Here is a 19,389-nt window from a genome sequence, read left to right as displayed (position 1 = left end):
GCTACCTTGTTTAAAGGGTTTTTTAATAACTTTAAGTTAAACCAAAAATAATTATGCACAGAGAACCAAAATTAGAAAGATTTAATGAAAGTGTACTTGCGAAATACCAGGTGTACAATAGTATTTTTCTGACCCTTCCATTTAACGATATTAGCAAAACGGGAGCCTTGTTGCCTCTTTTTCAGGATATTTGCGAAAAGGGTTTCAAGAAGAATAAGAACCCTTCAGAAATAGTCGAGAGCTTTTTCAAGAAGTATCATGAAAATCCTTCTGAAGAGGAGAAAAATAATCTGTTGTTCCGTTTTATTCAATTTATAGAAAGACAGGTAGTGTTATTTGATGCTATCGAAGATGCTTCTTTTCCTATTGTTAATAACATGGATGGACGCGGTACCCTTAGAAATGTAAAGGAAGAGGCAGAAGCTAAAAATAAAACAGAGGAGTTGCGTGACTATTTGAAGAGATTTAAAGTTCGCCCTACTTTAACGGCGCACCCAACACAGTTTTACCCCGGAGCAGTATTGGGAATAATTACAGATCTAGATAAGGCTGTTCAGCAAAATGATGTAATTGGTATTAAGAAATTACTTGCTCAATTAGGCAAGACACCATTTTTTAAGAAAGAGAAGCCAACTCCGTACGATGAGGCCGTAAGTCTAATCTGGTATTTTGAAAATGTTTTCTATCAAAGCACAAGTAAAATTTACAACTATATCCAGCAGAATATATTTGAAGGTGAGGATGTAGGCAATCAGGTAATTAATCTTGGCTTCTGGCCGGGAGGTGACCGGGATGGAAATCCTTTTGTCACTACTGAAATCACTTTAAAAGTAGCCAGACGTTTAAAAAGGACCATTCTTCTTAATTACTATAGAGATGTAAGAAAATTAAAGCGAAGGGTGACCTTTGAAGAAGTAGACCAGATCATGTCAGAACTGGAATCTGCACTTTATAAAGGAGCTGTTTCCAGAGAAGACGATCTTAAACTAACTATTCAGGATTTTAAGTCTAAGTTACAGAAGATCAAGGATATTATAATTGAAAGACATAATTCTTTATTCCTGGATGAAGTAGATGATCTATTAAATAAAGTAAGATTATTTGGTTACCATTTTGCGACCCTTGATATCCGTCAGGATGCTAGTATTCATGAAGAGGTTTTAAATGAAGTCATTAAGGTTTCAAATGAGAAAGGTGCCAATATTTTCCCTGAAAATTATAATGAGCTTTCAGACCAGGAACAGATTGATGTCCTGAAAAACGCCAATGGAAAACTCGATCCTGAAGATTTTGAAGAGGGTATCGCAAAATCCACAATATCGTCAGTTTATGCAATGCAGGAAATTCAAAAGAAGAATGGAGAGCATGGAGCCAACCGCTATATTATAAGTAACTGTGGATCTGTACAGGGAGTACTTACTCCTTTTGCTTTCCTTAAAGCATGTGGATGGGAGAAACCAAGTGTGGATGTTATCCCTTTATTCGAAACTGTTCCAGATCTTCAGTCTGCACACAAAACTATGGAGGTCTTATATAAAGATCCTGTTTACAGTGAGCATTTAAAGAGAAGGGATAACAAGCAAACAATAATGTTGGGCTTTAGCGATGGTACCAAAGATGGAGGTTATCTTATGGCCAACTGGAGTATTTATAAAGCAAAAGAAATGCTTACTCAGGTATCCAGGGAATATGGAATAAAAGTTATTTTCTTTGATGGCAGAGGTGGACCACCAGCCAGAGGAGGAGGAAAGACGCACCAGTTCTATGCTTCCCTTGGCTCAGGTATTGAAAATGAAGAGATCCAGTTAACCGTACAGGGACAAACCATTAGTTCAAATTTTGGAACTAAAGATTCCTGCAGATACAACCTGGAGCAGCTATTAAGTTCTGGTGTTTCTAACGAAATATTCAGTAAAGGAAGTAACACCCTTTCTGATGAAGACCGCGAAACCATGAACAGTTTAGCTGAATTGAGTTATAAGACGTACACTGATTTTAAGCAGCACGAAAAGTTTATTCCTTACCTGGAAAAAATGAGTACGCTTAAATATTACGCTAAAACAAATATTGGTAGCCGCCCTTCCAAGAGAAATAAATCTGCACAACTAAATCTTAAAGATCTTCGTGCTATCCCATTTGTAGGTAGCTGGAGCCAATTAAAGCAGAATGTTCCCGGATTCTTTGGTGTAGGTACTGCGATAGAACATTATGAGAAAGAAGGGAATCTTGATAAAGTGATTCAGCTTTACAACAATTCTATCTTTTTCAAAACCTTACTGGAAAACAGTATGATGAGCCTTACGAAGTCTTTCTTTGAATTAACTTCATATATGCAGGACGATAAAGAGTTTGGGGAATTCTGGAAACTTATCCATGCTGAATTCCAACGTAGTAAAGCGATGATCCTGAAAGTAACAGGTTACAAAAGATTAATGGAAAATGAACCTGCAGGGCGTGCTTCTATTGAAGCCAGGGAAAAAATTGTTCTGCCGTTACTAACTATTCAGCAACATGCTCTTAGAAAAGTTCAGGAGTTGCAGGACAGTGAGGATAAAGCTGCATTACTGGAAATATATGAGAAAATGGTAACCCGTTCCTTATATGGTAACATTAATGCAAGTAGAAATTCCGCATAATGCAGGTAGATGATTTAACATCTGAAGAATACTCTGAATTTTATCAGGGTTATATAAACAACATCCCCGAAGGACAATCTTTGGGGATGTTATTTAAGAGCAATATCCAGGACTTAAAGACAATTACCAATTCTATATCTCATGAAAATTTATCATATAGATATGCAGAAGGAAAATGGAGTGTCGCAGAAATACTTCAGCACCTTATTGATGTAGAACGTATTTTCCAATATAGAGCACTTTGTATTGCAAGAGATGATAAAACATCTTTACCGGGATTTGATCATGATGAATATGTCATACAATCTGAAGCAGGTGCTCGCAGTCTGAAGAGCCTTACTGAAGAAGCTGAGATTGTAAGGAACTCAGGTATAGCTTTATTCAGTACTTTTTCTGAAGTTGTTCTTAAGCGTAAGGGGGTAATGAGTAATGCTCCGGCAAGCGTTCGGGCGATTGGCTTTATAATTGTTGGACATACAAGGCACCACATTAACATCTTACAGGAAAAATATTTATAAATGCATTTAATAAAGACATTCTGGAAACTGATAAAGAGGGCTTATTTTAGCTGGGACAGGAATGACCCATGGGCTAGAAGCGCTACAATAGCATATTACGCTCTTTTTTCCCTTCCTTCTTTATTAATTATTGTAGTAACCATTGCCGGATATTTTTTTGGTGAAAAGGCTGTGCAGGGAAGAATCACCCAGCAAATAAGTGACTTTATTGGCCCTGACTCGGCAGAGGCTATTGAGAAAATGATTGCTAATGCAGCACTCACCAGTAGTTCAACAGTGGCTTTAATTTTTGGATTTGCTTTCCTGATTTTTGGTGCCACCGGTGTTTTCTTTCAATTAAAAGCGGCAATGAACAACATCTGGAACGTAACTGCCAAGAATAATAATATTAAGCGGGTAGTTATAAACAGGATAATCTCCCTGGGAATGGTTCTGGTTGTTGGGCTTTTACTTCTGGTTTCTCTCGTGATTTCAACAGTTCTTACTGCAATAAGTGATTCTATTGCTGCCATGGCTCCGGCATTCACCTCATTTATGCTGCGGGTGCTGAATTTTCTTATTTCTCTTGTAATAATTACTTCTCTCTTTGCTGCAATTTTTAAATGGCTTCCAGATGTAAAATTAAGATGGAAAACTACTTATTTGGGTGCTATGCTTACCACGATTCTTTTCTTAATAGCCGAATCTCTTATAGGGCTCTACTTTGGCCAGAGTAATCCCGGATCAATATATGGTGGAGCTTCTTCAGTAGTACTTATCCTTTTATGGGTTTATTATACGTGTCTAATTGTCTTTTTTGGAGCTGAATTTACCGTGCAATATGCCCTTTACAAAAAAGAGAAAGTGGAACCAAATGAATATGCTGAACCTGCGATTTATCGTGAACTGGAACGATTGGAGCAGAAAAGAGGACAGTTAATAGACGAAAAACGTATTCTGGACACTTTACAGGCACATACAGATATAGAAGAAGAGGAGCAAAAAGCCCGGAAAGAAAAAGAATTAGCCAACCAGGAGAAAGAAAGAATTAAGAAAGAGAAGAAAAAGTAAGCTTAATAAAGGTTTAACGATCGCTGCCCGGTTTTTATAAGGATGTTAATACAAATTTGCATGCTCTGTTACTATCTTTGGATTGAATTAAAAAATGACGAAGAATTATGGAAAAGAGAATAGCAATTTTGGCAACAAACGGATACGAAAAGAGTGAACTTGAATCTCCTTTGGAAGCCATGAAAAAAGAAGGCTTTAAAGTTGATATTGTAAGCCTGGAAAAAGGAAAAATTAAAGGCTGGGCAGATGGAAACTGGTCTGGAGAAGTTGAAGTAAACTATACAGTAGATGAAGTATCTGCCAAAGATTATAATGCACTTGTACTTCCGGGAGGAGTTATAAATCCCGATAAATTAAGAAGAAGTGAAGATGCACTTGTCTTTGTTAGAGACTTTTTTAAACAGAGCAAACCGGTAGCAGCTATTTGCCACGCACCATGGACCCTTATTAGTGCCGAAGTGGTAGAAGGCAGAACCATGACTTCTTTCTTTTCTATTAGGAAAGATCTGGAGAATGCAGGAGCACTTTGGGTAGATAAAGAAGTAGTGGTAGACGAAGCTTTTGTTACAAGTAGAAATCCTGATGATTTACCTGCATTTAATGCAAAGGTAATTGAGGAAATCAAAGAAGGTAAGCATGATTTACAACATGCTTAATTAATTTCTTTGGATTAGCATAAAAAAAGGAACGCGTGAGCGTTCCTTTTTTTATGCTTTCTATTAACTAATTATTCGTCTATTTCATCATCTTCTTCATCTTCTATAGCATCGTCATCTCCTTTTTCAGGGATTTCGACGATTGGCTCATTAAAATCTGAATCATCATAATCATCTTCATCAAAACTGGCCATTGTATTTTCCAGTCTTGTACTTACTTTTACCAAATAAATAGTATCCGCTGTTCTCACTTCAACAGCATCTACAGTTTCATTTTTAGCATTTTTAAAAGAAATTACCTGGTCATCATCATATCCGTCAGGGTATTTCTCCACTAATAGACCAAGAATTTCCGGAGTTAATTTTTTGTAGTCTACAATTATCCTCTTCATAGGTAGAACGATTTAAACAATTTTTGTCGTTATTGAGTTAGTTTTTTTAAATGTAATCTTTTAAATATAAAAATCAAGTTTTTTGATAAAATTCGAAAGCTTCATATATAATTTCATTTGCGACAAGGCAATCTATCTCAGGTTCACCTATATCCTTCAGAAGTACAAAATTTACATTTCCCCGTTCATTCTTCTTATCATATTTCATTAAGTCTATGATACGTGCGATATCCATTTGGTCTATTTCAATTTTGCCGTAAATATCAAAAATTTTAGAAGAAATCTGCTTTAATTTTTCTTTAGGAAAATCTTTTAACTTTTGTGAAATAAACGTTGCCAGTACCATCCCTGCGGCAACAGCTTCTCCATGAAGTAATTTTTCTTTGGAGTTGTGTGTTAAAAAGTAAGATTCAATAGCGTGTCCCAGGGTATGCCCGAAATTCAATGTCTTCCGAGTATTTTTCTCAAATGGATCTTTAGTGACAACTTCCGCTTTTATATCTACAGATTCTTTAATTATTTCGTCCAGATCCTGAAGGTCAAGATTTGCCAAATTTGACACCTTATGCCAATAAGACTCACTTTTTATTAGTCCGTGTTTTAGAATTTCCGCCAATCCGCTCCTCATTTCATTCTTTGGCAGAGTATCCAAATAATCACTGTCAATAATAACCATTTCCGGGTAGTTAATGACACCTATCTGATTTTTAAGGTTTCCCAGGTCAACTCCTGTTTTTCCACCAACCGATGCGTCTACCATGGATAAAAGGCTCGTAGGTACATTTATATATTCAATTCCTCTTTTAAAAGTAGAGGCTACAAATCCACCAAGATCGGTCACCACGCCGCCTCCAACATTTATCAGGAGACTCTTTCTATCTGCACCTAATTCTGAAAGCGCATTCCACACTCCGCTACAGGTTTCCAGGTTTTTATTTTCTTCACCTGCCGGTATTTCGATAATTTCGAAGCCTGAAACTTCCTCTAGTTTTGATAAAAATTTTGATAAGCAGAACTCATGGGTGTTTCCATCTACCAGAACAAAAACTTTGGAAGGCTTATTGCTATCTAAGTACTCATTAAGTTTGGTGTAAGCTACTGCGCTGTAATAAACAACTCCTTTATTTGACGGTTTTGCCATAGTTTATGGTGTTTTTAGCGGTTTCGAAAATAAGGAGAATTATTATTTAATGAAATCAAACTTCAATATTTATATTTGCTCAATAACAGGTACCTATGATAAGAAAAAAAATTTTTAACAATACAGCTACAGCCTTTAAACTAAAGTCTGATCTGGAATTAGATCGTGCTATATTTTTGTTCAGCATGATGAACAGACAAAAGCTTGTACAGGCAGGTTCTTTTTTAACGAAATTTTCCTTGAAATTTCACCTTCCGGTGGAGGGAATGATCAAAAAAACTATTTTTGAACAATTTTGCGGAGGTGTCCATAAAGAAGACTGCAACGAGGTGATCCAGGAAATGCATGAGGAGAAACTACACAGTATCCTGGATTATTCTGTTGAAGGTAAAGAAACCGAAGAGCAATTTGATGCCGCTCTGGAGAAAAAGTTGTCATTGATAAAATTTGCAGACAAAAAGGCAGAATTACCCTTTACAGTATTTAAACCAACAGGGATTGGTCGTTTTTCGATATGGGAGAAAGTTTCTGAAAAAGTAAATCTTGACGAAGAAGAGAAAAAAGAGTGGGAGAGGGTGAAAGAGCGAGTGGAAATACTTTGCAAAGCAGCTTATGATCATAATGTAAGGCTTTATGCAGACGGTGAAGAAAGTTGGATGCAGGATGCAGCAGATGAACTTATGGAAGAGATGATGCGTAAGTACAATAAAGAAAAGGCGCTAATTTTCAACACGATTCAATGCTACCGATGGGATAGAATGGATTATCTCAAAAACCTACATGAAAAAGGTAAAAAGGACGGATTTAAAATAGGAGCCAAAATCGTGCGAGGCGCTTATATGGAGAAGGAAAATGCACGGGCAAAAAAACTTGGATATCACACTCCCATTTGTGAAAGTAAGGAGGCTACAGATGTTAACTTTAATAGCGTAATGTCCTATTGTTTAAATAACCTTGATGATATCTCTGTTTTCATTGGAACACATAATGAAGTAAGTAATTACCTGGCGTTGCAAATTATGGAAGATAAAAATATAGCTATAGATGATCCAAGAATCTGGTTTAGCCAACTTTTTGGGATGAGTGATCATATAAGCTATAATCTCTCCAGAAGAGGATACAATGCTGCAAAGTTGGTGCCTTTTGGTCCTGTAAGGGATGTTGTGCCTTATTTATTAAGAAGGGCTCAGGAAAATACATCAGTAAAAGGACAAACCGGGAGGGAACTTTCGCTTTTAATGGAAGAAAGAAAACGTAGGAAGGGAGAGCCTAATAAAGCGCACCGGGAATAATTATTCTGAAGAAACAATTTCAAAAAATTAGCAATTTTCTCTTTGAATAAGATCAAAATTGCTAATTTTTTCGTTTGTAGCCTAAGATTCTGACTCTTCCATAGTATGATATACATTCTGTACATCATCATCTTCTTCAAGTCTTTCCAGTAGTTTTTCCACATCTTCAGCCTGTTCCGGAGATAAATTCTTTGTTACCTGCGGAATCCTTTCAAATCCTGAAGATATTATTTCGATATTTCGGTTTTCCAATTCCTTCTGAATGCTTCCAAAGTATTCGAATGGTGCGTAAATATGAATGCCATCTTCATCTTCAAAAACCTCTTCAGCTCCAAAATCTATAAGCTCAAGTTCCATTTCTTCGGCATCAAGACCTTCAGCATTTATTCTGAAGTTACAGGTATGGTCAAACATAAATTCAACAGAGCCTGAAGTTCCTAAATTTCCGTCGCATTTATTAAAGTGCGACCGTACGTTGGCAACAGTCCGGTTATTATTATCTGTAGCAGTTTCTACGAGAATTGCAATTCCATGCGGTGCATAACCTTCAAAAAGCACAATTTTATAGTCTCCCTGGCTTTTATCTGAAGCTCGTTTTATCGCCCGCTCGATATTATCCTTGGGCATGTTTACGCTTTTCGCGTTCTGGATCACCGCCCTTAGTCTGGAGTTGGCGTCGGGATCTGGCCCGCCTTCCTTAACTGCCATTACAATATCTTTCCCAATACGGGTGAAAGCTTTGGCCATTGCAGACCAGCGCTTCATTTTTCTTGCTTTTCTAAATTCAAATGCTCTTCCCATGGTATAAAAAATAAAATCGGGGCAAAAATATAAAAAAGCTTCTAATAGGTTTTAAAAATCAGAAGCTTCCTTGGTAAAAATTATTAATGTAGTGCTTAACCTGCTTCAACAATTTCTTCAATGGCATGTGCAAGCTTAAAATCTTTTTCAGTCACACCACCTGCATCGTGTGTGGACAGGGAAATTTCCAGTTCATTATAAACATTTCCCCAGTTGGGATGATGTTGTTGTGCTTCAGCTTCAAAAGCAATACGCGTCATTACAGTAAATGCATCTTTAAAGTTCTCAAACTGAAAAGAAGTGTGAATGGCATTTTTTGAATATTTCCAGCCATCAAGTTTTTCCAGTTGTTTATTAATTTGATCTTCGCTTAGTTTTCCCATGATTTTAAATTTAGAATTTGATTAAGGTAAGGAACTAAAGCGAAAAATTAAAGGTTTTGAAAACCAGTTTGCAAAAAGTTAAGCTACTACAAATCTCTACAGCCCTGCAAAACGTCCTGTACCGTAATCTGAAGATTTCCAGGTAGTAAATTATCCTTTGGAAGCACAGCAAGGAAACGGTCGAAATTGGAATCGTACACATTTTTAAAGAGAGGATTTTCAATACCTAATAGTTCACAGACATCTTTTATAAAATCCCGTTGATGGACGAGATCTGTTGTGCCCAGGTGAAAGACACCTTCTCGTTTTCTATTGATAATGTAATGGATCTGCTGGGTGACCTTCTTGATTTCGGTCACATTAATTACCACATTAGGAAAAACTTCTATGGCCTGCCCAAGATCAATAAGTGTCTTAATTTCTTTAATTCTGGGGGAATTATAACCAAAGACCATTGGCAATCTTACAATATTGTACTTTTCGTTAGGAAGGCGTAGAAGAGCGTTTTCAATCTTTATTTTAAACCGTCCATAAATGCTCTGTGATAAAGTTTTATCATATTCATAGGAAGGATAATTTGTAAAAGCATCAAAAACGTTTGCAGAAGAAAGAAAAATAAGCTTGCAATCACTGCGCATTACATATTCTATCATATAAAAATGGGCAGCAATTTGTGCATCAAAATTACCGCGTACGGCCGAAATTATTATCGTAGGACGCAGATTCTCCAGTAAAATAGAAATGTTTTCTGTTTCCAGATCGTATTGAAAGAACTGATTGTTTTTACTAAAGGTATTATTTTCCGAATGATAGGTTCCGTAAGTGTCGAAAAAGGAGCGTAACTCCTTATACAGGGAGTTCCCGATAAAGCCGCTAGCTCCTAAAATTAAAATTTTTTCCAAAAAAATTATCCTTTATAAAAAGGCAGCTTCACCTGAGTGGCCGGAATATCTTTTTTACGGATCCTGATATGAAGTTTATTTCCAATTCCCGCAACTTCAGCAGGTACATATCCTAAACCTATTCCTTTTTCCAAAGATGGTGACATGGTGCCCGAAGATACTTCGCCAATAACAATGCCATTATCATCTACAATATCATAACCTTGTCTCGGTATTCCCCGTTCATCCAGTTCAAATGCAATAAGCTTTCTTTTTGGACCTTCTTCTTTTTGTTTCTTAAGTGCTTCAGAATTCACAAAATCTTTGCTGAATTTTGTAATCCATCCCAGTCCTGCTTCAATAGGAGAAGTGGTTTCATCAATATCATTTCCGTACAGGCAGTATCCCATTTCCAGCCTTAAAGTGTCACGGGCTGCCAGGCCTATTGGTTTAATTCCATAATCTGCTCCGGCTTCCATTATTCTGTCCCAGACTCTTTCTGCATCTTCATTCTTAATGTAAATTTCAAAACCGCCACTTCCGGTATATCCAGTTGCCGAAATTATTACTTTTTCCACACCGGCAAAATCGGCCAGCTGGAAAGTGTAAAATTTCATATTAGCAAGATCAACTTCAGTTAAAGATTGCATAGCTTCCGCAGCTTTTGGGCCCTGGATAGCAAGAAGAGACATTCCATCAGATATATCTTTCATCGTTGCATCCATAGTATTGTATTGGCAAATCCAATTCCAATCCTTTTCAATATTAGAAGCGTTTACTACCAATAAATACTTTTCAGCATTCATCCTGTAAATGATAAGATCGTCCACAATACCGCCGTTTTCATTAGGCATGCAGGTATATTGGGCCTTTCCATCTGTAAGTTTAGAAGCATCGTTAGAGGTTATTTTTTGAATAAGCTCCAGTGCATTTTCTCCTGAAATTAGGAACTCACCCATATGAGAAACATCAAAAACACCAAGTTTTTCCCTTACATTTTGATGTTCAATATTCACACCCTCGTAGGAAACGGGCATATTATAGCCGGCAAAAGGAACAATTTTAGCGTTAAGAGATTTATGCCTCTCTATTAGTGCAATGTCTTTCATTTTATTCTGAAATTTTGCGCAAATTTATCGATTTCACCTCGAATACAATATTAATTAAGTGTTTTTATGAAGAGCGTGAGAAATACATTAGCTTTATCATTATTTAGAACAAAAAGGAGATCGATTGTAAACTGAAAAAGAAGCGATTTTCTTACTATAGGTCGATATTTGCCAAATTTTGACCTTTACTTAAAATATGTTTTTATGAAAATACTCACCGCATCCCAGCTTAAAGAGGCTGATGAAATTACTATAGAAAAGCAGAATATTTCTTCGGAAGAACTTATGGAAAGAGCAGCTACCCAGGTTTTTAATGAAATCCATACCAGGCTTCAGGGAGCAGATATCCTAATTAAGGTATTTTGCGGAATAGGAAACAACGGTGGTGATGGTCTTGTAATTGCCAGGTTGCTCATTGAGCATTCTTACAATGTAAAAGTGTTTATTGTTAATTATTCTGATAACAGATCAAAAGACTTTTTATCGAATTATGACAAAATAAAGAATCTCTCCCGGGACTGGCCTGTACTATTAAAGGGGGAAGACGACTTTCCTGATATTAAGAGAGGGGACTTTGTAATTGATGCCATTTTCGGTATTGGCCTTAACCGCCCGCTGGAAGGCTGGGTGGCGAAAATGGTCAATTTTATTAATGATTCTTCAGCCTTTGTTTTGTCTGTTGATTTGCCATCCGGACTATTTACAGATAAAATTCCTGAAGAAGGTGATGCCGTAATAATGGCAAATTTCACCCTTAGCTTTCAAACTCCAAAGCTGGTTTTCTTTTTACCTGATACAATGGATTTTGTAGGGGATATGCAAGTGCTGGAAATAGGTCTGGACAGAGAGTTTTTATCAGAAGTTACTCCGGCGGCACAGTTAATAGGCAGACAGGAAGCCCGAAGCCTTTACAACCCCAGAAACAAAAATTCCCATAAAGGAAGTTATGGACATGTAATAATAGTGGGTGGAAGCTATGGTAAAATTGGAAGTATAGTTTTGGCTACAACGGCCTCTATGCGCACCGGTGCCGGTCTTGCTACTGTTTTTATACCTAAATGCGGATACGAAATTGTACAGACTGCTTTGCCCGAAGCTATGGTGCTAACAGATGTAAATTATGAAATGCTTACTGATATAAAGACAGATCTGGATGCAGATGTGGTTTGCTTCGGAATGGGAGCGGGGCGAGATAAAAGTACTGTAGGTGCTTTTAAAGAATTACTGAAGAAGACAAACAAGCCAATGGTAATAGATGCCGACGGACTCAATATTCTTTCTGAAAACAATGAGCTGCTTCAGGATTTACCTGAAAATTCTGTTTTAACTCCGCACCCCAAAGAACTGGAAAGATTAATAGGGGAGTGGAAGGATGATTTTGATAAAATTGAAAAAGTCCAGGAATTCATTAAAAAACACAAAATCATTTTAGTTTTAAAAGGAGCACATACCTTCGTTTTTGAACAGGAAAATATTTACGTGAACAATACGGGAAATGCGGGTATGGCAACCGCCGGAAGCGGGGATGTATTATCTGGCGTGATTGCCGGACTTATTTCCCAGAAGTACGAACCACTTATAGCAGCAGTTTTGGGAGTCTATCTGCACGGCAAATCCGGTGACATTTCAGCAGAGAAATTGGGCTATGAAGGAATAATTTCAGGCGATATTGCCAAAAATATGGGGCTGGCTTTTCGTGATTTAATGTCAGAAAATGAAACAGATTCTGGTGCTGGTTAATTAACTTCCTTAAGCTGTAAAACGTAAAAAGCCGCTTGTTAGTTAAAACAAACGGCTTTATTAATTCCAAATGAGTTTATGATTAGGATTTAGTTTCCTTTACGGTTTTATCAACATTTATCGTTAGCTCATTTTTCTCTTCATCAAGATCCATCACAATGGTGTCTCCTTCGTTTACATGTGCAGTAATAATCTCTTCGGCAAGCGCATCTTCAATATACTTTTGGATGGCCCTGTTAAGAGGTCTTGCTCCATATTGCTTATCAAATCCTTTTTCAGCAATAAAATCTTTTGCTTTATCACTTAATTTTAAAGTATATCCAAGACTTCCAATACGCCCATATAGTTTGGCCAATTCGATATCGATAATTTTATGAATATCTTCTCGTTCTAAAGAATTGAATATCACCACATCATCAATACGGTTCAGGAATTCCGGAGCAAAAGCTTTTTTTAAAGCACCTTCAATAACTCCTCTCGTGTTCTGATCTACCTGAGATTTCATTGCAGAAGTTCCAAAACCGACACCCTGGCCAAAATCTTTCAGTTTTCTTGCACCAATATTAGAAGTCATTATGATTATAGTATTCCTAAAATCAATCTTACGTCCTAAGCTATCGGTTAAATATCCGTCATCAAGAACCTGGAGCAACATATTAAATACGTCTGGGTGAGCTTTTTCAACTTCATCAAGCAGGATTACAGCATAAGGCTTACGTCTTACTTTCTCGGTTAATTGGCCACCTTCTTCATATCCTACATATCCCGGAGGTGCTCCAATTAATCTTGAAACAGCAAATTTCTCCATGTATTCGCTCATATCAATCCTGATAAGAGTATCTTCATTGTCAAACAATTCCCGGGCAAGTACTTTTGCCAATTGAGTTTTTCCAACACCTGTTTGACCCAGGAAGATAAAGGAGCCAATTGGCTTGTTTGGATCCTTAAGTCCCGCACGGTTCCTTTGAATAGCTTTTACAACTTTCGTTACCGCATCGTCCTGCCCTATTACTTTACCTTTAATTTTGTTTGGTAATTCAACAAGTTTATTGCTTTCTGTCTGTGCAATTCTATTTACAGGAACTCCCGTCATCATAGAAACAACATCGGCAACGCTATCTTCACTAACAGTCTCTTTATGCTTCTTGGATTCCTCTTCCCATTTCTCCTGAGCCAGGCTCAACTCTTTTTCCAAATTCTTTTCGTCATCCCTAAGCTTGGCAGCTTCTTCATATTTCTGTTTTTTAACAACAGAATTTTTATTCTCCCTAACTTCTTCAAGTTTGCGCTCCAGATCGAGAATCTGCTTAGGTACATCTATATTAATAATATGGACCCGTGATCCTGCTTCATCCAAAGCATCTATAGCTTTGTCTGGAAGGAATCGATCGGTCATATATCTATTGGTAAGTTTTACACAGGCTTCTATCGCTTCATCTGTATAAACCACATTGTGATGTTCTTCGTATTTGTCCTTTATATTGTTCAGGATTTCAATTGTTTCTTCTACAGTGGTAGGTTCAACAATAACTTTCTGAAATCTTCTCTCCAGGGCACCATCCTTTTCAATATACTGCCTGTACTCATCCAGAGTAGTAGCTCCAATACACTGGATTTCCCCTCTTGCAAGAGCCGGCTTAAACATATTACTTGCATCCAGGCTACCTGTAGCCCCGCCAGCTCCAACGATGGTATGAATTTCATCTATAAAAAGAATAATATCCTCATTCTTTTCCAGCTCATTCATTACCGCCTTCATTCGCTCCTCAAATTGTCCACGATACTTTGTACCCGCAACAAGGCTTGCCAGGTCAAGTGTTACTACTCGTTTATCGAAAAGTATACGTGATACTTTTCTCTTTACAATTCTCAAAGCCAAACCTTCAGCTATGGCAGATTTACCAACTCCGGGTTCTCCTATAAGAAGCGGATTATTTTTTTTACGCCTGCTCAAAATCTGTGAGACACGCTCAATTTCTTTCTCTCTTCCTACTACAGGATCAAGCTTATCAGCTTCAGCCATTGCAGTTAGATCCCGACCAAAGTTATCAAGCACCGGAGTTTTTGATTTCTTTGAAGTTTTTCCAGGTCCGCTGCCTCCACCGCCACTAAACGGATTGTCTTTGGTAGCATCATCTGTATCACCTTCATCAGAAAAGGATTCTGCTGAGGGAATATCAGAGAAATCATCCTCATCATTGGCAATCATGTATTTAAACTGATCCTTAACTCCATCATAATCAATCTTCAGCCTGTTTAAAAGCTTAGTAGTAGGATCATTTTCGTTTCTTAAAATACATAATAACAGATGTGCTGTGTTTATAGACGTACTCTGAAAAAGCTTTGCCTCTAAAAAGGTGGTCTTTAAAGCACGTTCTGCCTGTCTCGTTAAATGCAGGTTTTTCTTTTCATTAGAAATTGATCCCGTACCAGGATTGGCAGGGCTTAAAATTTCTACTTTTCTTCTTAAATGACTAAGATCTACATCCAGTGCATTTAATATATCTATTGCTTTACCATCACCGTCACGCAGCAAACCAAGCATTAGATGTTCTGTCCCTATAAAATCGTGGCCGAGTCGTAATGCTTCTTCTTTGCTATAAGAAATAACATCTTTTACTCTTGGTGAAAAATTATCATCCATGTTGTTTTCCTTCTCTTTTAATTACTAATCATTAGAATTCAAAAACTGTACCTAAGATCAGTCGTAAGCTAATTGACGAAATTACTTCCATTAATCAAAATTCAAAATAATGAACTTATTAACTAAAGTACACTAAAAATTTGTTAATAAAAAATGCTGAAAGAAGCTGCTAAAGCGGCATGAAACATAGCAAAAATACGTAAATTGCCCTGTTAGATTTTTGAACTAAAATAAACTATTTTAATATGGCTGAAGGAGAACAATTAATTCCTATCAACATTGAAGATGAAATGAAATCGGCCTACATCGATTATTCGATGTCGGTCATTGTGTCACGTGCTCTTCCGGATGTACGCGACGGGTTAAAGCCAGTACACCGAAGGGTTCTTTTTGGAATGTATGAACTTGGGGTTCTTTCCAACAGGGCATATAAAAAATCAGCAAGAATAGTTGGAGAAGTTTTAGGTAAGTACCATCCACACGGTGATTCTTCTGTTTACGATACCATGGTAAGGATGGCCCAGGAATGGAGCATGCGCTATATGCTTGTAGATGGCCAGGGTAACTTTGGTTCTGTAGATGGCGATAGCCCTGCAGCAATGAGGTATACTGAAGCCAGAATGCGTAAGATAAGTGAGGATATGCTGGCAGATATCGATAAAGAGACTGTAGACACCCAATTAAATTTTGATGATTCCCTTAACGAGCCTGTAGTTTTACCTACCAGGATTCCTAACCTTCTGGTTAATGGAGCCAGTGGTATTGCCGTTGGTATGGCTACTAATATGGCACCTCATAACATTGCAGAGGTAATAGATGGAACCATAGCTTATATCGACAACCACGATATCGAAATAGATGAGCTAATTGAGCATATCAAGGCTCCTGATTTTCCAACCGGAGGTATTATATATGGTTATGACGGTGTAAAAGAGGCTTTTAAAACAGGTCGGGGCCGTGTAGTTGTGCGCGCAAGATCTACCCTGGAAGAGGTAAACGGAAAAGAAAGCATTATTGTGACCGAGATCCCTTACCAGGTCAACAAAGCAGATATGATTAAAAAAACTGCTGATCTTGTAAATGAGAAAAAAATTGAGGGAATAAGCCTGATCAGGGATGAATCTGACAGGAATGGGATGCGTATTGTCTACCAACTTAAGCGCGATGCGATTCCTAATATTGTCCTTAATACTTTATATAAGCATACTGCACTGCAATCTTCTTTTAGTGTAAACAATATTGCTTTGGTAAATGGTCGTCCAGAAATGTTGAACCTAAAGGACATTATTTATCATTTTGTAGAGCACCGTCATGTAGTCGTAGTCCGAAGGACAGAATTTGAATTAAAGAAAGCAGAAGACAGAGCACACATTCTCGAGGGTTTAATTATTGCTTCAGATAATATAGACGAAGTAATTGCCCTTATCAGATCTTCCGGGAATGCTGAAGAAGCCCGAGAAAAATTAATGTCTCGTTTTGAGCTTACTGAAATTCAGGCCAGAGCTATTGTAGAAATGCGTTTGAGACAACTTACGGGTCTGGAACAGGATAAACTACGTGCAGAGTACGACGAAATATTAAAAACTATTGAAGATCTAAAGGATATACTTGCAAGAAAGGAAAGACGTATGCAGGTTATTAAGGACGAACTTCTGGAAGTAAAAGAAAAATATGGTGATGAACGCCGTTCTACAATAGAATATGCAGGAGGTGATTTAAGTATTGAGGATATGATTCCTGACGAACAAGTAGTCATAACTATCTCCCATGCCGGATATATTAAAAGGACATCGCTTACAGAATACAAAACTCAAAATAGAGGAGGAGTAGGACAAAAAGGTTCTACTACCCGTAATGAAGATTTTCTGGAATATCTTTTCTCTGGAACAAATCATCAATATATGCTTTTCTTTACACAAAAAGGAAAGTGCTTCTGGATGAGGGTTTACGAAATTCCTGAAGGAAGTAAAGCTTCAAAGGGAAGAGCTATTCAAAACCTTATTAATATCGAACCCGATGATAGGGTGAAGGCTTTCATATGTACTCAGGATTTAAAAAATGAGGAGTATGTAAACAAGCATTTTGTGATTATGGCTACGAAAAAAGGTCAGGTGAAGAAAACGTCCCTTGAGCAATATTCAAGACCCAGAGTAAACGGAATTAATGCAATTTCTATTAGAGAGGATGACGAACTTCTTGAGGCAAGATTAACCAATGGTGAAAGCCAGGTAATGTTGGCTGTAAAAAGCGGGAAAGCAATTCGGTTTGAAGAAGGGAAGACACGACCAATGGGTAGAAATGCTTCTGGAGTGAGAGGAATTACGCTTGCTGATGACAACGACGAAGTAGTAGGAATGATTTCTGTAAACGACATGGAGTCCAATATTTTGGTAGTTTCTGAAAACGGCTATGGAAAACGCTCAAGCCTTGAAGATTACCGTATTACCAACAGGGGTGGTAAAGGTGTTAAAACCATTTCTGTAACCGAAAAGACGGGAGGCCTCGTCGCAATTAAAAATGTATCAGACGAGGATGATCTGATGATTATCAATAAATCTGGTATCGCTATAAGATTGGGTGTGGCAGATTTACGGGTAATGGGTCGTGCTACCCAGGGAGTCCGGCTTATTAATTTAAAAGGTAAGGATTCTATCGCTGCGGTAGCTAAAGTTCTTCATGATGAGGACGATATAGACGCTATGGCAGACGGGGAAACACCTGAGCCTACTAATCCGGAAAGCAATGGCACAACTATTGCTGAAGATAGTGAAGAATAAATAAAAATTATTAAACCAAAAACAATGAAGACTAATATCTTGACTTTAGCGCTGTCATTTTTATCCCTGACAGCCTTTGCGCAAAAAAGCGAAATTAGAGACGCGGGAAATGCTGTTGAAGACGGCAGTTATTCTGAGGCACAGCAGGCCATAAGCCAGGCAGAACCAATGCTTTCTGAAGCAAATGATCGTTGGACAGAAAGATTTTATCTGTACAAAGGGCAGGCTTATCTTGGTACCGGAGAAAATGTTTCTCTTGAAGATCTTAATACTGCAGCACAGGCTTTTCAGAAAGCAGCAGATATGGGTTCTGAAGAGGCTCAAGAGGGTCTGATTGCTGTGAGGAACAGTCTTGTTCAAGGTGCAATTAGTGATCAAAATGCGCAGAATTTTTCTGAAGCTGCTGAAAAATTACACACTAGTTACCAGTTGAGTGGTAAAAATGATACGATTCATTTGTATTATGCTGCAAATAATGCAGTGCAGGCAGGAGATTACGACACCGGCTTAGAATATTTAAATCTTCTTAAAGATGAAGGTTATGATGGTTCAAGTGTAGAATATCTTGCTGTTAATACAGACACGGGCGAAGAAGAAATAATGGGAAGTAAGGAACAAAGAGACCTTATGATTAAAACCGGTGATTATTCAGACCCGTCAGAAAGGCAGATTCCTTCAAAAAAAGGAGATATTGCAGGGCTTATCGCCAGAATTTATATTAGTGAGGAAAGATTTGATGAAGCTATTGAAGCAATGGATGACGCAAAACGTGAGAATCCAAATGATATAGAACTTATGCAGGCAGAAGCTAATATGTATTATAGTATGGGGGAGAAAGAGAAGTATAATGAAATAATGGAGGAAGTTATTGAAATAGCTCCAGATAATGCATCTCTTTACTATAATCTTGGTGTAAATAGTGCTGATCTTGGAAATAAGGAAAAGGCTATGAGTTATTATGAGAAGGCTATAGAATTAGATCCTGATATGACCGAAGCAAGAATGAATATCGTTGCCCTTGTTTTAAGCAAAGAAAGAGATATTATTGAAGAAATGAATAACCTGGGAACAAGCCAGGAAGATAATAATCGATATGATGAATTACAGGAAGAACGTAATGATGTATATAAAGAAGCCGTTCCATACCTTGAAACTTTAATTGAAAAGGATCCAACTAATCTTGATGCAATTAGGACGGCTAAGAATATCCATGGTCAATTAGGGAATGAAGAGAAAGTTGAAGAGATGAATACTCTTTTGGAAAATGCAACAAATCAATAAGAATCTTCTTTATGTCTAGTCCTAAATAATCGATACAGATTATTAAAAGGATTAAATTTATTAATTAAAGCTGAACAATGGGATCATT

15 protein-coding genes are annotated in these 19,389 nt (G+C 37.4%); 8 read left to right on the top strand and 7 right to left on the bottom strand.

Translation table 11 applies throughout. The features are described 5' to 3' along the window. The first annotated feature begins 53 nt into the window (after positions 1 to 53). The 4 genes from RM549_RS12440 (at position 54) to RM549_RS12425 (ending at position 4,860) form a co-directional block, all read left to right on the top strand. Complete coding sequence (locus RM549_RS12440; protein WP_311685317.1) at positions 54 to 2,636, top strand: phosphoenolpyruvate carboxylase; 2,583 nt, start codon at positions 54 to 56, stop codon at positions 2,634 to 2,636. Further along, positions 2,636 to 3,154, top strand: coding sequence for a DinB family protein (locus RM549_RS12435; protein ID WP_311685316.1), 519 nt, complete (start codon positions 2,636 to 2,638; stop codon positions 3,152 to 3,154). Before RM549_RS12440 ends, RM549_RS12435 begins: the two co-directional genes overlap by 1 nt. Then, positions 3,155 to 4,204, top strand: a complete 1,050-nt coding sequence (locus RM549_RS12430) for a YihY/virulence factor BrkB family protein (protein ID WP_311685315.1) — start codon at positions 3,155 to 3,157, stop codon at positions 4,202 to 4,204. It abuts the gene before it with no gap. Between the two features lie 107 nt (positions 4,205 to 4,311). Continuing rightward, complete coding sequence (locus tag RM549_RS12425) at positions 4,312 to 4,860, top strand: type 1 glutamine amidotransferase domain-containing protein (RefSeq protein WP_311685313.1); 549 nt, start codon at positions 4,312 to 4,314, stop codon at positions 4,858 to 4,860. 71 nt (positions 4,861 to 4,931) lie between these two features. On the opposite strand, the gene RM549_RS12420 is transcribed toward RM549_RS12425, so the two are convergent. Both RM549_RS12420 and aroB read right to left on the bottom strand, forming a co-directional pair. Continuing rightward, a complete protein-coding gene (locus RM549_RS12420) occupies positions 4,932 to 5,252 on the bottom strand; it encodes a hypothetical protein (protein WP_311685312.1) in 321 nt (106 codons plus the stop codon). A gap of 73 nt (positions 5,253 to 5,325) precedes the next feature. After that, positions 5,326 to 6,393, bottom strand: a complete 1,068-nt coding sequence (gene aroB, locus RM549_RS12415; RefSeq protein WP_311685310.1) for a 3-dehydroquinate synthase — start codon at positions 6,391 to 6,393, stop codon at positions 5,326 to 5,328. 95 nt (positions 6,394 to 6,488) lie between these two features. Here aroB and RM549_RS12410 point away from each other — a divergent pair, with 95 nt between their 5' ends. Then, positions 6,489 to 7,685, top strand: a complete 1,197-nt coding sequence (locus RM549_RS12410) for a proline dehydrogenase family protein (RefSeq protein WP_311685308.1) — start codon at positions 6,489 to 6,491, stop codon at positions 7,683 to 7,685. A gap of 81 nt (positions 7,686 to 7,766) precedes the next feature. Here the strand turns inward: RM549_RS12410 and RM549_RS12405 are convergent, their stop codons facing one another. The 4 genes from RM549_RS12405 to gcvT form a co-directional block, all read right to left on the bottom strand. Next, positions 7,767 to 8,486, bottom strand: coding sequence for a YebC/PmpR family DNA-binding transcriptional regulator (locus RM549_RS12405; protein ID WP_311685306.1), 720 nt, complete (start codon positions 8,484 to 8,486; stop codon positions 7,767 to 7,769). A gap of 95 nt (positions 8,487 to 8,581) precedes the next feature. Continuing rightward, positions 8,582 to 8,869 (bottom strand): 4a-hydroxytetrahydrobiopterin dehydratase, encoded by a 288-nt coding sequence (locus RM549_RS12400; RefSeq protein WP_311685304.1) that lies wholly within the window; start codon positions 8,867 to 8,869, stop codon positions 8,582 to 8,584. An 86-nt stretch (positions 8,870 to 8,955) separates the two neighbouring features. After that, on the bottom strand, positions 8,956 to 9,771 hold the full coding sequence (locus RM549_RS12395) for a sugar nucleotide-binding protein (protein ID WP_311685302.1): 816 nt from the start codon (positions 9,769 to 9,771) through the stop codon (positions 8,956 to 8,958). A 5-nt stretch (positions 9,772 to 9,776) separates the two neighbouring features. Next, positions 9,777 to 10,859, bottom strand: a complete 1,083-nt coding sequence (gene gcvT, locus RM549_RS12390) for a glycine cleavage system aminomethyltransferase GcvT (protein WP_311685300.1) — start codon at positions 10,857 to 10,859, stop codon at positions 9,777 to 9,779. 204 nt (positions 10,860 to 11,063) lie between these two features. Between gcvT and RM549_RS12385 the strand changes: the two genes are divergently transcribed. Continuing rightward, positions 11,064 to 12,599 (top strand): NAD(P)H-hydrate dehydratase, encoded by a 1,536-nt coding sequence (locus RM549_RS12385; RefSeq protein WP_311685298.1) that lies wholly within the window; start codon positions 11,064 to 11,066, stop codon positions 12,597 to 12,599. Between the two features lie 82 nt (positions 12,600 to 12,681). Here RM549_RS12385 and RM549_RS12380 read toward each other — a convergent pair whose 3' ends face one another. Continuing rightward, positions 12,682 to 15,243 (bottom strand): ATP-dependent Clp protease ATP-binding subunit, encoded by a 2,562-nt coding sequence (locus RM549_RS12380; RefSeq protein WP_311685296.1) that lies wholly within the window; start codon positions 15,241 to 15,243, stop codon positions 12,682 to 12,684. Between the two features lie 245 nt (positions 15,244 to 15,488). Here RM549_RS12380 and gyrA point away from each other — a divergent pair, with 245 nt between their 5' ends. Then, a complete protein-coding gene (gyrA, locus tag RM549_RS12375) occupies positions 15,489 to 18,020 on the top strand; it encodes a DNA gyrase subunit A (protein ID WP_311685294.1) in 2,532 nt (843 codons plus the stop codon). Between the two features lie 24 nt (positions 18,021 to 18,044). Continuing rightward, on the top strand, positions 18,045 to 19,301 hold the full coding sequence (locus tag RM549_RS12370) for a tetratricopeptide repeat protein (RefSeq protein WP_311685292.1): 1,257 nt from the start codon (positions 18,045 to 18,047) through the stop codon (positions 19,299 to 19,301). Positions 19,302 to 19,389 lie beyond the last annotated feature (88 nt).

Source organism: Autumnicola patrickiae (assembly GCF_031846525.1).
GTDB classification, from domain to species: Bacteria; Bacteroidota; Bacteroidia; order Flavobacteriales; family Flavobacteriaceae; genus Autumnicola; species Autumnicola patrickiae.
Note: the sequence above shows the minus strand (reverse complement) of the source record. Positions and strands in the feature narration are given on the sequence as shown.

What these genes read in the sequence shown, in the direction of transcription:
- aroB (WP_311685310.1), bottom strand. Translation starts at nt 6,393, where the DNA reads ATGGCAAAACCGTCAAATAAAGGAGTTGTTTATTACAGCGCAGTAGCT.
- RM549_RS12430 (WP_311685315.1), top strand. Translation starts at nt 3,155, where the DNA reads ATGCATTTAATAAAGACATTCTGGAAACTGATAAAGAGGGCTTATTTT.
- RM549_RS12380 (WP_311685296.1), bottom strand. Translation starts at nt 15,243, where the DNA reads ATGGATGATAATTTTTCACCAAGAGTAAAAGATGTTATTTCTTATAGC.
- RM549_RS12370 (WP_311685292.1), top strand. Translation starts at nt 18,045, where the DNA reads ATGAAGACTAATATCTTGACTTTAGCGCTGTCATTTTTATCCCTGACA.
- RM549_RS12440 (WP_311685317.1), top strand. Translation starts at nt 54, where the DNA reads ATGCACAGAGAACCAAAATTAGAAAGATTTAATGAAAGTGTACTTGCG.
- RM549_RS12435 (WP_311685316.1), top strand. Translation starts at nt 2,636, where the DNA reads ATGCAGGTAGATGATTTAACATCTGAAGAATACTCTGAATTTTATCAG.
- RM549_RS12405 (WP_311685306.1), bottom strand. Translation starts at nt 8,486, where the DNA reads ATGGGAAGAGCATTTGAATTTAGAAAAGCAAGAAAAATGAAGCGCTGG.
- RM549_RS12400 (WP_311685304.1), bottom strand. Translation starts at nt 8,869, where the DNA reads ATGGGAAAACTAAGCGAAGATCAAATTAATAAACAACTGGAAAAACTT.
- RM549_RS12420 (WP_311685312.1), bottom strand. Translation starts at nt 5,252, where the DNA reads ATGAAGAGGATAATTGTAGACTACAAAAAATTAACTCCGGAAATTCTT.
- RM549_RS12385 (WP_311685298.1), top strand. Translation starts at nt 11,064, where the DNA reads ATGAAAATACTCACCGCATCCCAGCTTAAAGAGGCTGATGAAATTACT.
- gcvT (WP_311685300.1), bottom strand. Translation starts at nt 10,859, where the DNA reads ATGAAAGACATTGCACTAATAGAGAGGCATAAATCTCTTAACGCTAAA.
- gyrA (WP_311685294.1), top strand. Translation starts at nt 15,489, where the DNA reads ATGGCTGAAGGAGAACAATTAATTCCTATCAACATTGAAGATGAAATG.
- RM549_RS12425 (WP_311685313.1), top strand. Translation starts at nt 4,312, where the DNA reads ATGGAAAAGAGAATAGCAATTTTGGCAACAAACGGATACGAAAAGAGT.
- RM549_RS12410 (WP_311685308.1), top strand. Translation starts at nt 6,489, where the DNA reads ATGATAAGAAAAAAAATTTTTAACAATACAGCTACAGCCTTTAAACTA.